This is a genomic window from Rhizobium sp. Rhizsp82, assembly GCF_047325115.1.
GTDB lineage: Bacteria > Pseudomonadota > Alphaproteobacteria > Rhizobiales > Rhizobiaceae > Rhizobium.
In genome coordinates this window covers 515,831-530,357 of the sequence record NZ_CP168570.1, presented here as the reverse complement: position 1 = coordinate 530,357, position 14,527 = coordinate 515,831, and the positions used below count along the sequence as shown (strand labels likewise).

Sequence of the window (14,527 nt, the reverse complement as noted above, 5' to 3'; positions counted from 1 at the left end):
TTACTGCCGCATATTAGTAATGTTTTCCTGAGGATGGCCGAAAATACTTCCCCGGAGTTGCGGCCGGGGAAGTGGCTGCAGACTTCAGGTAATCGTCTTTTCGATCTGCTCGACAGCCCACTCGACCTGTTCCTTGGTGACAACAAGCGGAGGGGCGAGGCGAATCGTGTTCTCGTGGGTATCCTTGGCGAGCAGACCACGCTCCTTGAGACCGTAGCAATACTGGCGGGCGCCACCTGCTTCCGGCTCCAGCTCGACGGCCAGCATCAGGCCGCGGCCGCGAACATCCTTGACGATGTTGGAGCGGATCGAGCGCAGGCCTTCGAGGAAGTAGTCACCCATCTTCTCGGCATTCTCGATCATGCCTTCTTCGGTCAAGACCTTGAGCGCGGTGCGGGCGACGGCGCAGGCGAGCGGGTTGCCACCGAAGGTTGAGCCGTGCTGGCCGGGCTTCAGGACGCCGAGGACTTCGCTGTTCGAGAGAACGGCGGAAACCGGATAGAAGCCGCCGGAGAGCGCCTTGCCGATCAGCGTCACGTCGGCTTCGATGCCTTCATGCTCTTCGGCAAGCAGCTTGCCGGTGCGGCCGAGGCCGGTCTGGATCTCGTCGAGGATCAGCGTGACGTTATGCTGGGTGCAGAGCTCGCGGACGCGCTTGAAATAGCCCGCCGGCGGGATCTTGACGCCGGCTTCGCCCTGGATCGGCTCGATAAGGGCGGCAACGGTGTTCTCGTTGATGGCGGCGGCAAAGGCGTCGGCATCGCCGAAGGCAATGGTGCGGAAGCCCGGGGTGAAGGGTCCAAAGCCGGTGCGCGCATCGGGATCGGTCGAGAAGCTGATGATGCTCAGCGTGCGGCCGTGGAAGTTGTCCGAGCAGACGATGATCTCGGCCTTGCCCTCCGGCACGCCCTTCACTTCGTAGCCCCATTTGCGGACCGCCTTGATGGCAGTTTCGACGGCTTCGGCACCGGAGTTCATCGGCAGGATCTTGTGCGAGCCGGTGAGGGCTGCAAGCTCTTCGTAGAGATAGGCCAGCTGGTCGTTGCGGAAGGCACGCGACGTCAGCGTCAGGCGCCCGGCCTGCTCGACCATGGCGGCGAGGATCTTCGGATGGCAGTGGCCCTGGTTGACCGCCGAGTATGCCGAGAGGCAGTCGAGATAGCGCTTGCCGTCGGTATCCCAGACGTAGACGCCTTCGCCGCGTGTCAGGACGACGTCGAGCGGCTTGTAGTTATGGGCGCCGAGCCGCTGTTCGGTGGCGATCAGGCTTTCAGATGCGTTCATGGCCGTGTTCCCTCAGATTATGCGGCGCGTGTCGGACGGTCGAAGATACGGCGGCCGAAGAGGCTTGCGGTCAGCTCGACGAGGACGCGGGCACTCTTGCCGCGATCGTCGAGGAATGGATTGAGCTCGACGAGGTCGAGCGAGGAGACGAGGCCGCTGTCGGAGAGCATCTCCATGACCAGGTGGGCTTCGCGGAAGGTCGCGCCGCCCGGCACCGTCGTGCCGACGCCGGGCGCGATATCGGGATCGAGGAAGTCGACGTCGAGGCTGACATGGAGAAGGCCGTTCGCCGCTTCGACCGCGGCCAGGATCTGCTTCATGATCGCGGCAATGCCCTGCTCGTCGATAGAGCGCATGTCGAAGACGTTGACGCCGTGCTGCTTGATCAGCACGCGCTCAGGCGCGTCGACGGAGCGGATGCCGACCTGGAAGACATGGCGGGGATCGACGAAGGGGCGGTTCTTCGGCAGGATTTCGGCAAATTCTGCGTTGCCGCTGAAGAAAGCCACAGGCATGCCGTGGATGTTGCCGGAGGGCGAGGTTTCCGGTGTGTTGAAATCGGAATGGGCATCGAGCCAGATGACGAAGAGCGGACGGCCCTTTTCGGCGGCATAGCGCGCCATGCCGGAAACGCTGCCCATGGACAGAGCATGGTCGCCGCCCAGGATCAGCGGGAAGCGGCCGGCGGCTGCGGCCTCGTAGGTGCTTGCTTCCAGAGCGCGGGTGAAGGCGCCGACGATGCGCAGGTTATGGGCGTTCGGATGGTTCGGCAGATCGCGGGCGGGGACGATCTGCAGGTCGCCCTCATCCTTCACGTCGTGGCCAAGCTCGATCAGCGTCTGGTCGATACCGGCGATGCGCAGCGCTGCCGGACCCATGGCCGCGCCTCTGCGGCCGGAGCCTTCTTCGAGGGGAACACCAATGAGGGTGACTGCGCGCGACTGAACGTCCATTCCGGGCTCCGTTTCCGAGTTTCGAGTTGCATATTCGGCTATCGGCGCGGCGGCAAAAAGATGGAAAATTGCCAAAAGAAAAGCGCCATTGTACAGATTGATCACATCGTTTGAGCAAAGTGAACATCATGGATGATCTGGATCAGGAACTACTGAGCGCGCTGCGCCACAATGCGCGCACGCCAGTATCGTCGCTTGCGGCAATGACCGGGGCGTCACGCGCCACCGTGGCGGCACGTATCGACCGGCTGGTGGCGAATGGCACGATTGCCGCCTTCACCATCCGTACCGGTCATGAAGTGCGCTCGGCCGGTGTCCGGGCCATCATTCTCATCGAGGTTCTCGGCAAGCTCGCCGACAAGGTGGCCGATCAACTGCGCGGTCTTCCGCAGGTGCGCGCGCTTCACAGCACCAACGGCAAATGGGACTTCATCGCCGAACTGGAAGACCGCGACCTGGTTTCCTTCGACGAGACCCTCCGGCGCATTCGCCTGATCGACGGCATCAACGTTACCGAGACCAACATCCTGCTGAAGACCAGCAAGACGGTGTTCTGATCAGTATTCGTGCTCGTAGACGACGCCTGCTTCGCCAGAGCCGTTGCCGCCGGCCGCACCACGCAGCTTCACGCCGCGGCCGACATCGAGATTGATGACCGCCTTGGCGCCGGCTTCGCCACCCTGCTGCAGCTCGAAATAGGTGCGCTCGTTGAGATAGCGGCCGACGCTGACGCTGGTCTGGCCCTTTTCGTCGGTACTGATGTCGAGATCGTCGACGCCGAGCTGATTGCGCAGGCCTTCGAAGAGCGAGGTTGAACGGCCGCCCGCCAGCTGGCTGACGGCATCGGCAAGCTGGGCGATCTGCACCGGCGAGAGCTTCGACATCGACTGACCGAAGATCAGCTGCGCCAGCACTTCGTCCTGCGGAAGGGCGGGGGAGGAGGAGAAGGTAATGGCGGGATCGGTCGCGAGACCCGCGACATCGACGGTCAGCGTCGTCGTGCCCGATGTCGAGCTTGCTTCCATGTCGAGCGCCGGTGTCAGGTCGCCGGCGAAGGTGATGCGGCTCTTGTCGGTGAAGTTCATGCGCCGATTGAGGATCGTCAGGCGGCCGCGCCGCATGGTGAAGCCGCCGGAGACGACGGGCGAGGCTGCCGTTCCCTTGATCGTGACGCTGCCGCCGAGCTCGGAATCGATGCCGCGGCCGCGGACGAAGATCTGCGAGGGCGCATCGAGCCGCAGGTCGAGGGCGATGGTCGAGGATTTCTGGCTGGCGCCCTGGTTGCCTTCGTCGCGCAGCTGGGCGCGAACGGCGGCAGGCGCATGGATATGCTTGATGTTGATCTCGCGCAGCGATGTCGGCAGCTTTTCCGGTACCGTGATCGATGCCTTTTCGAGATTAAGGCGGCCGCTCAGCGTCGGATTGGACAAAAGCGGGCCGCGCATGCCGAGCGTGCCGTCCACCGTGGCGACAACCAGCGTGCCGTCGACATAGACGGCCTTGTCGAGCTTCACCTCGATATTGACGGGGTAGCCGCTGTTCGGCTGGATGCCGACCGTGCCGCTGGCGGAGATGGCACCGCCGCTGGCGAGATTGGCGCTGAAGCGGGAAATAGTCGCCTGCTGACCATTCATGGTGATGTTGGCGGTCAGGTTGTTGAGCGCAAGATTGCGGCGCACGTCGACCAGCTTGGCGCCACTGGTGTTGATCGTGCCGTTGATCACCGGGCCACCGGCGTTGCCGGTGATGCGCAGATCGATATCGGCGGCACCATCGGCGACGAGGCCCTGCTGGGCGAGTTGCGCGCCGAGAATGGCGAAAGGAAGATTGCCCTTGAACTGCAGGTTCAGGGCGCGCTGGCCTGCTATGCCGACGCTGCCGCCACCCTTCATCGACAGGCCGCCTTCGCCGTTGAGACCGGTATCGATCGTTAGGGTTTGACCTGCGAGCTTGCCATCGGCGGTGATGCCGAGCGGCGCGAGCCCGGCGCTCTTCGTCTGGCTGGTCGCGGCATTCTTCCAGTTCAGCTTGAAATCGACATTCGGGATCGGCAGCTTTCCGGCGGCGCTTGCACTGCCCGAGATCGCGCCCTCGGCGCCGAGCCCGGGAACGAAAGCGTTGGCGATGCCGGCCGGCAGATTGGCGATGTCGGCATTGGCCTTCAGCGAATTGGCATCTGGACCGGCGACCGTGAAGCTGCCCTTGCCCTTCAGGGACAGGGCGCCGCTGCCGCTGGCATTGACGTTGAAGTTCAGCGTGTTGCCCGACAGCGTGCCATCGGCCGAGACGCCAAGGCCGGTGACGTTGGCGGCTTTCGTATGGCTCGTGGCCGCATTCTTCCAGGTCACCTTGAAGTCTGCAGCCGGGTTCGGAAGCTTGCCGGATGCCTTGGCGGTGCCGGAGATTAGGCCCTCGGCGCCGAGGCCGGGAACGAAGGGATTGGCGAGACCAGCCGGGACGTTGCTGATATCGGCATTGACGTCAAGCATGTTCGCATCCGGGCCGGAGACGATGAAGTTGCCGTTCGCCTTCAGCGAGAGGCTGTTGGTGCCGCTCGCCGTGGCATCGAAATCGAGCTTGTCGTCGGCGAACTTGCCCTTGGCCGAGACATCGAAGCTTGCAAGCTTTGCCTTCTTCGTCTGGTCGGTCGCCGCATCGCTCCAGGTTAGATTGAAGTCCGCAGTCGGCCGCGGCAGTTTGCCGGATGCCTTGGCGGTGCCGGAGATCAGGCCTTCGGCGCCGAGGCCGGGAACGAAGGGATTGGCGAGGCCGGCAGGCAGATTGCTGACGGTCGCATCGACCGAGATCGCGTTGGCATCGGGGCCTGCGACCGTGAAATTGCCGAGCGCCTTCAGCGACAGGCTGTTCTTGCCGCTGGCGGCCGCATCGAAGTCCAGCCTGTTATCGGCGAACTTGCCCTTGGCCGTCACATCGAAGCTGGCGAGCTTTGCTTTCTTCGTCTGATCGGTTGCGGCGTTGGCCCAGGTCAGGTCGAAATCGGCGGTCGGCGTCGGAAGCTTGCCCGTTGCCTTGGCGGTGCCCGAGATCAGGCCCTCGGCGCCGAGGCCGGGCACGAACGGGTTTGCGAGACCCGCGGGGACGTTGCTGAGCGTCGCGTCGACGGAGAGCGTGTTGGCATCCGGTCCGGCGACGGTGAAATTGCCGACAGCCTTGAGAGACAGGCTGTTGGCGCCGTCGGCGCTGGCATCGAAATCGAGCTTGTTGTCGGCAAACTTGCCCTTGGCGGAGACGTCGAAGCTGGCGAGACCGGCCTTTTTCGTCTGGCCGGTTGCCGCGTCGGTCCAGGCAAGATCGAAGTCGGCGGCCGGGCGTGGCAATCTGCCGGTCGCCTTCGCCGTTCCGGAGATCATGCCTTCGGCCGCCAGATCCGGAACGAAGCCGTTGGCGAGCGATGCGGGAACGTTGCTGACGGTCGCATCGACGGAGAGGGTGTTGGCCTGAAGGCCGGAGACAATGAAATTGCCGGTCGCCTTGAGGCTCAAATCCTTGGCGCCCGCCGCATCGACGGTGAAATCGAGCGTGTCTCCGGCGAAGGTGCCGTTTGCCGTTATGCCAAGCTTGGCGAGCCCGGCTTTGACGGTCTGGCTCGTTGCAGCGTCCTTCCAGGTCACCTTGAAATCGGCGGTCGGTTGCGGAAGCTTGCCCGATGCCTTTGCCGTTCCGGAGATGATGCCCTCGGCGCCGAGATCGGGAACGAAGGCATTGGCGAGAGCAGCCGGCACATTGGCGATCTCGGCATCGACGGATAGCGCCTGCCCATCAGCGCCCGCCACCGTGTAATTGCCCGAAGCCTTCAGCGACAGCTTCCTGTCGCCCGCCGCGGTGGTCTCGAACTCCAGGCGGTTGTTGGCAAACTTGCCGCCCGCCTCGATCGCGAAGCCGGAAAGGCCGGCCGCCTTGGTGTGGCTGGTCGCGGCATCCTTCCAGTCGAGCTTGAAATTGGCGAGCGGTGCCGCGGGTGTGCCGGTGACCGTGACCGTGCCCGAGATGGTTCCGGCCGCTTCGAGCTTGGGCACGAAGGTGTTGGCGAGGCTTGCCGGCAGATCCTTGATCGTGGCGTTGATATCGAGCGTTTCCCCGGCCGAGCCGGAAACGCTGACCGAGCCGTCGCCGGTGCGGATCGTCAGGCCGTCGAGTTTGGCTGCGCCACCCGAGATGGTGACTGCCGTCGGTGCAGCCAGGTCGACTGCAATGTTGCGCGGCTTGGCGGAGAGCTGGTTCAGCTCGATCTTCATGTCGCCGCCGTTGGTCTCGACGGCACCGGCCGCGACCAGCGGATTAGCGTCATAGGTCGACGACAGATCGAAATTCGTCCGGTTCTGCTGCTGGGTGAAATTCAGCGCCAGACTGCTGATCACATTGGCGCCCGACGAAATCTCGTCGGCCTTGACGACGCCGCTGGCGGCGAAGGCCTTGAGGTCGCTGATCGTCACGTCGATATCGGGCCGGACGAGCGAGAGGCCGTCACGGCGGATGCCGCTGCCGCTTGCCTTGGCGGAGATCGAAATCTTGCCGCCGTCATTGGCGATGTCGAAGCCGCCCTTGAGGTCGCCCTCGGCCCGCTGCCCGGCGAGTGCCGCAAGCAGACCGACATCGGGGAAATCGAAGCTCAGTTTGCCGCTCGGCAGGAAGGAGGGCGTCAGCTCGATATTGCCGTTCAGCTTGTTGGCGCCGGCCTCGACGGAGATCGACGGGATGCTGGTGATGCCGTCCTTCGACAGGGCATTGGCATTGATCGTCAGCGGCTGGCCGTCGATAGCGCCCTTCGCCTCGATCGTTGCCTGCGGTGCGGCTGGGTCGGCGGTGCCGGTGATGTTGACGTCAAGGTTCGAAAGCGTGCGGTCGACCGTATGCAGCGTCGCCGACTTGAGATTGGCCTTGATCGCGAGGGCCGAGAGCGCGCCGCTGATATTGACCGTGTAGCCGACTTCACCGCTGGCGTTCTCGGCGAGCTTGGCGATATCGGGCAAGCGCCCGCTGAGATCCGCAGCCAGCGTGTCGCCGTCGAGCGTCACGTTGCCGGCTGTTTCGATCGTGCCGGATTTCACGATCAGGTTCGACAGGTTGATCTTCGACGGGATCGTGCCGGCGACCTGGGTTTCGATCGAGATCGGCGTGTCGAAGCGTGGAGCGACGGCGGGCGGGAGGGCGGCCGGCTCGATGGTCAGCTTGGCATTGCCCGTCAGCGCCTGACTTGCCAGCCGGTAGGTGCCGTTGACGCCGCCGCTCGCATTGGCGCTTTCGAGCGTCGTGCCGTTGAAGCCGATGCTGTCAGGGGCAATCTGGATCGGGGCAGCGAGCGTGACCGGGCCTTGAATCGCGCGGTTGAGGTACGGATCGAGGAAGGCCGTATCGCCGGCCACCAGCCGGATCTGTACGCCGCCGCTGCGCTTTGCGATGTTGAAAGCGTCGCTCTTGGCTGTGAGCTTGACGTTGCTTGCCGTTGCCTGCGGCAAGGTGACGGCGTCGAGCGAGGCGCTCGCGTTCAGGCGGGCTGCCTGGGCATCGCCCGTCAGCGCCAGATTGAGGCCGCTGATCAGGAAGCGCGCCTCGCCCTTTTCGAGAGGCCAGCGGAAATCGACCGGACCCGACGTGCCGAGCACATTGGCGTTGAGGCTGTTGTTGCCGGCCGGATCGAGCGTGCCCGACGCGGCGATGACCACCGAGCCGGTTGCGAGATTGCCGGTCTGGATGTCGATCTTGCCCTTGTTATCGAAAGTGGCGGCGAGATCGATATTCGTCTGGCCGGCAAAGAGCGGACGGAAGGGCGGGGGAAGCAGCGAGCTCAGGTCGCCGCCACCCTTGAGGTTCAGCTGGTGAAGCCCCTCGGGCGTGAGCACATGCTGGCCCTCGATCGAGGCGCGTGGCTGGCCGTCCAGCGAGGCCTGCAGCTTGGCTTTCCAGTTGGAGATCGGTCCGTCGCCGTCGATGGCGACATTGACGGCAGGTTCGCCCGGCAAAGACAGCAGCGTTGCCAGAAGCCCGCCCTTGGGCTCGGCCACCTGCGCCTTCAGCCGCAGCTGATTTTCTCCAGGGATGAAGGCGACGTCGGCGCTGAGCTTGGCGTCCGGCACGGACTGGCGGTTGACGTTGATGACGGCATGGCCGCCGTCCTGGTCGGCCTGCACATTGCCGTTCGCGGTCAGCGTGAAGGCGCGTCCCGCCAGCTGTTCGCTGAGATTGATCTGCGGCAGGGCGATGCTATCGATGGCGATCTTGATCGGCAGTTTGAAGCCGCCTTCCTCGCCGGTATCGGGCGGGGAGGGCAGGGTGCGGATCGGCTTACGCACGACGGTCACCGACTGGATGCCGATCTGCTTGGCGTGGAAGGTGCCGGTCAGAAGTGCCAGCGGGTTCCAGTTGATCGAGATGCCGCGGGCTTCGGCAAAGACACCGCGCGTATCGGAAATCGTCACCTGCGCCGCATCGAGACCGCCGGTCAGCAGACTGCCCGGCTCGCGGATCGCGATGTTCATGTCGCGGTTGGAGATGATCTCGGCGACCTTCTCCGTCACGATGCGCGAACCGAAGGTGGTGAAGCCGAAGATGGCAATGGCGATCGCCGCGGCAACAAGCACGACGCCCAGCCCGTAGCCGAGCAGCCTTACGATCCAGTTGATGAGCTTCGTCAGTGCTTGCATGAAGGCGGACACTATCCCGTTCGTGAGGTGCTGCAGCGGCCAAGCAGCTGCTTGTCACACCGTTAGAATGATTGGCCTATGCCGGCATAGATGCCATAGGCCGTGCCATTTTCGTACTTGTTCAGCGGTACGGCAAAATCAAGCCGCAATGGGCCGAAAGGCGTTGCATAGCGGATGCCGACGCCCGCACCGGCCCGGAAATCCCCGAAATCCGGGAAGGTCTCGGCGGAGACCGTGCCGACATCGAGGAAGGGCACGATGCCGATCGTATCGGTGATCCTCACGCGCGCTTCCAAGGATGCCGTGACATAGGACTTGCCACCCGTCGCCTCGTTGTCGGCGTCGTAGGGCGAGATTTCCTGATAGCCATAGCCGCGCACCGATCCGCCGCCGCCTGCGAAGAAGCGGCGGGTCGCCGGGATGTCTTGCAGCTCTCCGCCGACCATGAAGCCGGCCGCGAGCTTGCCTGCAAAGACGACATTGTCCTCAGCGCCGATTGCCTGATAGCCCGAGATCGAGCCCTCGAAGGAGGAGAAGATCGTGCCGTTGAAAGCTTCGTAGCTCGGGGTTGCCGCGAGCGTTGCGCGGTAGCCTTCGGTCGGGTTGAACTTGTTGTCGCGGGCATCGCGCTCATAGGTCAGCGGCAGAGCGAAGGTCAGGTATTCGTTCTGGCCGAAGGCGTCGTCGTCCTTTTCGTAGCTGATCTCGCCCGCCGCCGAGACGGTGTCCTGATCGCTGAGCTCATAGGCATAGCCGAGCGAACCGGTGAGCAGCGAGGCATTGTAGGCGTCCGGGTTTTCGGTCTTGGCGAGGATCGATGCCTTCAGCGTTCCGGCGGGCAGGAAGGCGCCGGGCTTGGTGAAGGAGATGCCGGCCGAGTAATCGAGATTGCTGATGTCGTTTTCGCCGAGACGGCCGACCGCGCCTTCGATGCGCAGCGATTCCGCCTCGCCGAAAAGGTTGCGGTGGCCCCAGTAACCTTGAACGCCGAAGCCGTCGATCGTCGAATAATTAGCGCCGAAGCCGAAGTAGCGCTGCTTGCCTTCGGAGACCTCGATGGTCATCGGCAGTGTGCCATCGGCAGCAAGTTCGTTGGCTTCGTGAATGGTGACGCTGGAGAAGACGCCGAGCGCCCGCAGCCGGTCACCGGCCTTTTTCAACGCTTCGGGCGAATAGGCATCGCCGCGGTTGAGGCGGGAATAGCGCTGGATGAAGTCCGGTTTCACACCCTTTTCGCCGGTGACGCCGACGGAGCCAACAGGTGCGACCGGGCCGCCTTCCGTGGTGATGATGATGTCGACGGTGTTGCTGCGGTGGTCCGCGACCACTTCGCGCTTGGTGAGCTTGGCAAGTGGGCGCCCCTCGCTCTTCAGCTGCTCGACGATCTTGTCGCCGGCCTTGATGATGACGAGGGATCCGGCTTCCTGGCCGGGCGCGAGGTCGTAGTCGGCCGGATTGCGCATCGCCGCATCGCCGCCGAACTGGACATCGCGGACATGGAAGACCGGGCCGGGATCAACGGAGACGTTGACTGGGACGGGCTTAGAGCGGTCGAAGACCGGATTGGGCGGCAGGTCATCGATATTCTTGCCGCCGATGGTGATGGTCACCACACCGCCGTAGCGGGCCTTTTCGTAAAGCGTGGCGATCAGCCGGTCGCGGTCGTCGCGCGCCTTGACGACGACGCCGAGATCGCCGGAAACGGGCTTGTCCTTGTCGCCGACCAGGCGAGAGCTGTTCTGCAGCGCTTCCGTGAGATCGGGGTCGGCCGTGCCTGCCGTCAGGTCGACGTTGTAGCGCACTGGATCAGGAACCTGCTCCGCGTCGCTATCGTCCTTGCCGAATATCGTTATGCCAAACAGCTTGAAGGCGTATGCCTCATCGACCAGAATCGGTGATAGCGCGGCTGTTGCCGCGATCACCATCATGGTGCCTGTCCGCCGAGACGCGAAACCCGCTTTCGGTGTCTTCCCTCTGATCTGCATCCGCCGCTTTTTGTTACATGAAAATGAAGCTTCGCGTTGCCCAGCCGCGGGCACCTTAGCGGCAAAAATGCGAAACGTGTACCAATTTAAGTTGTTGCTGGGCTAATTTAGTACAAAAAATGAAAAATCCCGGCGCTGGCCGGGATTTCTGCATCGTTGAATTTAAGTCTTAGTAGCCGCCGCGCGGGCAGTCGTCGATATAGCGGTTGCCGTTCCGGTCGCGATAGTAGCACTGGCCAGGCTGCTCGGCGACACGGCCGATCAGGGCACCGGCGACACCGCCGATTGCTGCGCCAACAGCGGCGCCACGAACATTACCGGTTGCAACGCCGCCGATCACCGCGCCGGATGCTGCGCCAATGCCGGCACCCTGCTGGGTTGGCGTACAGCTCGCGATCGAGAGGCCGACGAGTACGAATGCAATAATCTTCTTCATTTTCATCTCCTGGGTTGGCTGCCCCCCGGGCAGCAGCTGTCCCTCACGTGTTTTTCTTTTTGTCACGCTGCCTGCAAACTATGGCGTAAAGAAATCGTGTCCAGCAAGTGCCACGAAAAATCCGGTCACGCTTCATTTCAGAACGTTGCAAGAGGGCTCGTGGCTTTTCCTCCCGCATAGTGAAGCAAAATTGATACAACTCCCTAAAGTAGCGGTTGATAGTGCAGGGAAAAAGTCAAATGATGCCGCTTGTGCCTGGAGGAGGCACGAGGAGGACATCATGGCGAAAGTCAAACTGACGGTGAATGGCCGCGCGGTGAGCGGCGACTGTGAAGAAAGAACGCTTCTCGTCCATTTCATTCGCGAAAAGCTCGGCCTGACCGGCACCCATGTCGGGTGCGACACGACCCAATGCGGTGCCTGCGTCGTTCACATGGACGGCAAGTCGGTGAAGAGCTGCACGATCCTTGCCGTCCAGGCATCCGGCTCGTCGGTGACGACGATCGAAGGTCTTGCCGCAAACGGCGAACTGCACCCGGTCCAGGCTGCCTTCAAGGAGCATCACGGCCTGCAATGCGGCTTCTGCACGCCCGGCATGGTGATGGCCTCGGTCGATATGATCAACCGGCATGGCGGCCAGCTGGACGAAGAGACCGTCCGCCACGAGCTCGAGGGCAACATCTGTCGTTGCACCGGCTATCACAACATCGTCAAGGCCGTGCTGTCTGCCAATGCCGAAATGCATGGCGGCGCCAAGCAGGCTGCCGAATAGCATCTCCCTGAATTCGTCTGGCAGCTGCCGAACACGACACTCTTTGGCGGAATGCCAGGCCCGAAACCCCATTGGAGGACATCATGGGTGTTGAAGGAATTGGTGCACGCGTCGCACGCAAGGAAGACAAGCGGTTCCTGACCGGCAAGGGCCGTTATACCGACGACATGGTCGTCCCAGGCATGAAATACGGCTATTTCATTCGCAGCCCGCATGCACATGCAAAGATCAGGAATATCGACGTTTCTGCCGCCAAGGCGATGCCCGGCGTGATCGACGTGCTCGACGGCAAGCAGCTGCTCGCCGATGGCATCGGCAACCTGATCTGCGGCTGGATGATCCATTCGCGTGACGGTTCGCCGATGAAGATGGGCGCCTGGCGGCCGCTGGCGGTCGATACCGTCCGCTATGTCGGTGATGCCGTGGCGATCGTCGTTGCGGATTCGCTCGGCGAAGCACGGGATGCCGCCGAGGCCGTCAGCATTGATTATGAAGAGCTTCCTGTTGTCACGGAGGCCGTCGAGGCACTGAAGCCCGGGGCACCGCAGATCCATCCGGAATCATCCGACAATCTGATTTTCGACTGGGTGATCGGCGATGAAGGCGCGACCGATAAGGCGATTTCGGAGGCCGCCCATGTCACCGAAATCGAGCTGACCAACAACCGTCTGTCGCCCAATCCGATGGAGCCGCGCGCGGCGCTCGGGATCTACGATTCCGCTGAGGATCACTACACCTGCTACACGACCAGCCAGAACCCGCATGTGGCCCGTCTGGTCATGAGCGCCTTCTACAATGTCGCGCCGGAAAACAAGCTGAGGGTGATCGCGCCCGATGTCGGCGGCGGCTTCGGATCGAAGATCTATATCTATCCGGAAGAGATCGTCTGTCTCTGGGCCTCGAAGAAAACCGGCGTTCCCGTGAAGTGGAATTCCGATCGTACCGAGGCGTTCCTGACGGATGCGCATGGGCGCGACCATGTCTCCAAGGTGAAGATGGCCTTCGACAAGGATCATCGTATCATCGGGCTGAAAGTCGATACGGTCGCCAATCTCGGCGCTTATATGTCGCTATTCTCCTCCGCGGTGCCGACCTATCTCTACGCGACGCTGCTTTCCGGCCAGTACGACATCCCGGCGATTCACGCCAATGTCCGTAGCGTCTATACCAACACCGCGCCTGTCGATGCCTATCGCGGTGCCGGGCGACCGGAGGCGACCTATCTGCTTGAGCGGACGATGGAGACGGCGGCGCGCGAGCTCGGCATTTCGCCCGCGGAACTCCGGCGCAAGAATTTTATCCGCTCCTTCCCGCATCAGACGCCCGTGATCATGATGTATGACGCCGGCGACTACGACGCGTCGCTGGACGCGGCGATGCAGGCTGCCGACTGGAGCGGTTTCGAAAGCCGCCGGGCGGAGGCTGCGAACCGCGGCATGAAGCGCGGTATCGGCATGAGCTGCTATATCGAAGCCTGCGGCATCGCGCCGTCTCAGGCAGTCGGCTCGCTCGGTGCTGGTGTCGGCCTGTGGGAATCGGCGGAAGTGCGGGTCAATGCGGTCGGTACGATCGAGGTTCTGACCGGCTCGCACAGCCATGGCCAGGGCCACGAGACGACCTTCGCGCAGCTGGTAGCGGACCGTCTCGGTGTTCCGATCGACAGCGTCTCGATTGTCCATGGCGACACCGACAAGGTGCAGATGGGCATGGGCACCTACGGCTCGCGCTCCGGCGCCGTCGGCATGTCCGCCGTCGTCAAGGCGCTCGACAAGGTGGAGGCGAAGGCGAAGAAGATCGCCGCGCATCTGATGGAAGCCGACGAGAGCGATATCGTCGTCGAGAACGGCGAGCTGAAGGTCGCCGGTACCGACAAGGCGCTGCCGTGGTTCCAGGTGGCGCTCGCCTCCTATACCGCGCACAACCTTCCGGCGGGCATGGAGCCCGGTCTGAAGGAGACGGCGTTCTACGATCCGTCGAACTTCACTTTTCCGGCGGGTTGCTACATCTGCGAAGTCGAGGTCGATCCGGAAACGGGCAATACCAAGATCGTGCAGTTCGTCGCGGCCGACGACTTCGGCAATATCATCAACCCGATGATCGTCGAGGGGCAGGTGCATGGCGGTATCGCCCAGGGCATCGGCCAGGCGCTGCTCGAAGGCGTCCATTACGACGAGAACGGCCAGCTGCTGACGGCGAGTTACATGGATTACGCCATGCCACGCGCCGACGATCTGCCGTCGTTCAAGATTTCGCACCAGAACACGCCCTGCCCCAGCAATCCGCTGGGCATCAAGGGCTGCGGCGAGGCGGGTGCGATCGGTTCTCCGCCGGCGCTGATGAACGCCATCACCGACGCGATCGGCAACAATATGCTGACCATGCCCGCCACGCCGCAGAAGGTGTGGATGGCAGCACGCGCAACGAACTGAGGAGGA

Annotated in this window: 8 protein-coding genes; 3 read left to right on the top strand and 5 right to left on the bottom strand. The window is 63.1% G+C overall.

From position 1 onward, the window contains the following. Positions 1-84 precede the first annotated feature (84 nt). On the bottom strand, positions 85-1,284 hold the full coding sequence (gene rocD / locus ACEN84_RS07285) for an ornithine--oxo-acid transaminase (protein ID WP_112720160.1): 1,200 nt from the start codon (positions 1,282-1,284) through the stop codon (positions 85-87). A 17-nt stretch (positions 1,285-1,301) separates the two neighbouring features. Beyond that, a complete protein-coding gene (gene rocF / locus ACEN84_RS07280; protein WP_112720161.1) occupies positions 1,302-2,237 on the bottom strand; it encodes an arginase in 936 nt (311 codons plus the stop codon). Positions 2,238-2,365: 128 nt separating this feature from the next. Between rocF and ACEN84_RS07275 the strand changes: the two genes are divergently transcribed. After that, positions 2,366-2,794 carry an Lrp/AsnC family transcriptional regulator gene (locus ACEN84_RS07275; RefSeq protein WP_112720162.1) on the top strand — a complete coding sequence of 143 codons (429 nt, stop codon included), beginning with the start codon at positions 2,366-2,368 and terminating at the stop codon, positions 2,792-2,794. Here the strand turns inward: ACEN84_RS07275 and ACEN84_RS07270 are convergent, their stop codons facing one another. The 3 genes from ACEN84_RS07270 to ACEN84_RS07260 all read right to left on the bottom strand — a co-directional run bounded on the left by ACEN84_RS07270 (position 2,795) and on the right by ACEN84_RS07260 (position 11,320). Then, positions 2,795-8,899 carry a translocation/assembly module TamB domain-containing protein gene (locus ACEN84_RS07270; protein WP_413710423.1) on the bottom strand — a complete coding sequence of 2,035 codons (6,105 nt, stop codon included), beginning with the start codon at positions 8,897-8,899 and terminating at the stop codon, positions 2,795-2,797. 62 nt (positions 8,900-8,961) lie between these two features. Then, a complete protein-coding gene (locus tag ACEN84_RS07265; protein WP_413710422.1) occupies positions 8,962-10,884 on the bottom strand; it encodes an autotransporter assembly complex protein TamA in 1,923 nt (640 codons plus the stop codon). Between the two features lie 169 nt (positions 10,885-11,053). Beyond that, complete coding sequence (locus ACEN84_RS07260; RefSeq protein ID WP_112385738.1) at positions 11,054-11,320, bottom strand: YMGG-like glycine zipper-containing protein; 267 nt, start codon at positions 11,318-11,320, stop codon at positions 11,054-11,056. 280 nt (positions 11,321-11,600) lie between these two features. On the opposite strand from ACEN84_RS07260, the gene ACEN84_RS07255 reads away from it, so the two are divergent. Both ACEN84_RS07255 and ACEN84_RS07250 read left to right on the top strand, forming a co-directional pair. Continuing rightward, positions 11,601-12,092 carry a (2Fe-2S)-binding protein gene (locus ACEN84_RS07255; RefSeq protein WP_112720165.1) on the top strand — a complete coding sequence of 164 codons (492 nt, stop codon included), beginning with the start codon at positions 11,601-11,603 and terminating at the stop codon, positions 12,090-12,092. 83 nt (positions 12,093-12,175) lie between these two features. After that, a complete protein-coding gene (locus ACEN84_RS07250; RefSeq protein WP_413710421.1) occupies positions 12,176-14,521 on the top strand; it encodes a xanthine dehydrogenase family protein molybdopterin-binding subunit in 2,346 nt (781 codons plus the stop codon). Positions 14,522-14,527: the final 6 nt, after the last annotated feature.

Excerpts from the sequence above, each read along its gene's own strand:
- ACEN84_RS07265 (WP_413710422.1), bottom strand. The coding sequence starts at position 10,884 with ATGCAGATCAGAGGGAAGACACCGAAAGCGGGTTTCGCGTCTCGGCGG.
- ACEN84_RS07255 (WP_112720165.1), top strand. The coding sequence starts at position 11,601 with ATGGCGAAAGTCAAACTGACGGTGAATGGCCGCGCGGTGAGCGGCGAC.
- ACEN84_RS07260 (WP_112385738.1), bottom strand. The coding sequence starts at position 11,320 with ATGAAGAAGATTATTGCATTCGTACTCGTCGGCCTCTCGATCGCGAGC.
- rocD (WP_112720160.1), bottom strand. The coding sequence starts at position 1,284 with ATGAACGCATCTGAAAGCCTGATCGCCACCGAACAGCGGCTCGGCGCC.
- ACEN84_RS07275 (WP_112720162.1), top strand. The coding sequence starts at position 2,366 with ATGGATGATCTGGATCAGGAACTACTGAGCGCGCTGCGCCACAATGCG.
- ACEN84_RS07270 (WP_413710423.1), bottom strand. The coding sequence starts at position 8,899 with ATGCAAGCACTGACGAAGCTCATCAACTGGATCGTAAGGCTGCTCGGC.
- ACEN84_RS07250 (WP_413710421.1), top strand. The coding sequence starts at position 12,176 with ATGGGTGTTGAAGGAATTGGTGCACGCGTCGCACGCAAGGAAGACAAG.
- rocF (WP_112720161.1), bottom strand. The coding sequence starts at position 2,237 with ATGGACGTTCAGTCGCGCGCAGTCACCCTCATTGGTGTTCCCCTCGAA.